Here is a 1,088-nt window from a genome sequence, read left to right on the forward strand (position 1 = left end):
GGAGATTTGGCAGTTATCGCATACGGAGACCGTTCTTACTTTAAGAAGATCTATACCGAAAACGGACGCTTACGCCTCGTATCACTCAATGACAAGTACGAAGACATCATCCTAGACTTCCCACCAGCCGAAGACACGCACATCAAGATTTATGCAGTTATCGGGGTGTATAGAGGGGAATAAATGACAATACAAAATAAACAGATTTTAAAGGCTTCAAAAAACTTTGAGAAAGTTCATTCAACATTTAAAAATAATAATAAATTCCGATTTTTGCCTAATTGGCTAGAAAAAGAATCTAATCTATTCTTGTCAGAAACACAAAACACTAGCAAGAGTTACAATGTTCTGAAACGTGGTTCTTTAATCTTTGTAGATTTTGGAATCAATATTGGCTCTGAATTATCAAATAGACACTGGGCTGTTGTCCTAAATAAAAATGATTCTCCAAAATCAAGGAATCTGACGGTACTTCCAATTAGTTCAAAAGAAAAAAAGTTTTCTGTTATGATTGACGAAGTTATACAGCAAAAATCCAAAAGATTCTTATTACCTATTCTTGACAAAATTGGTTTTGATTATTTTTCGATCATTCACTATGCACTTACAGAAATTACTCCTTTTGATTTAGGGAGTGCAGAAGAAATATATCAGGAATTTTTGATTCAATACGGAGATGCTTACAATTCAGAATCAGCTAAAGAAATCTATGACAACGGTGCAGGGATGGAAAAAGTGGAAAACACTAATAGAAAATTAAAAGATCTTGTTAACCATTATCAACGATTTAATAAAATTTCCTACGCAAAATGTGATCAGATAAAAACGATTAGTAAAGACAGAATTATTTACATAAACGAACTGGATCCTTGCGGAAAAATCAAGGTTAGTGACGAAACTTTAGATAGAATTGACGAAAAATTAAAAGAATTGTACTTAAAAAATTGACATTTATAAAAGTTTACTCTATAATTAGGTTACTTAGAGGTTTACCCTCATATTTTTAAACTTTGAGCCTTTGCGCTCCAGGGAAGTAGCTTAATTGTTACTTCCCTTTTTTGAGTTATAAATACTTGAAATAAACAAAA

Annotated in this window: 2 protein-coding genes; both read left to right on the forward strand. The window is 32.1% G+C overall.

All coding sequences use genetic code 11. The annotated features are described in order from the left end of the window. Positions 1-183, forward strand: a 183-nt coding sequence (locus HT729_RS11445; RefSeq protein WP_240164450.1) for a S24 family peptidase, incomplete at its 5' end; no start/stop codon positions are given. Continuing rightward, positions 184-948, forward strand: coding sequence for a type II toxin-antitoxin system PemK/MazF family toxin (locus HT729_RS11450; RefSeq protein WP_000155204.1), 765 nt, complete (start codon positions 184-186; stop codon positions 946-948). Positions 949-1,088: the final 140 nt, after the last annotated feature.

Origin of the sequence: Streptococcus sp. 79, from assembly GCF_013277425.1 — a bacterium.
Lineage (GTDB): Bacteria > Bacillota > Bacilli > Lactobacillales > Streptococcaceae > Streptococcus > Streptococcus pseudopneumoniae.

Bases quoted from the DNA above. Each gene is read 5' to 3' on its own strand.
- HT729_RS11450 (WP_000155204.1), top strand. From the start codon at position 184: ATGACAATACAAAATAAACAGATTTTAAAGGCTTCAAAAAACTTTGAG.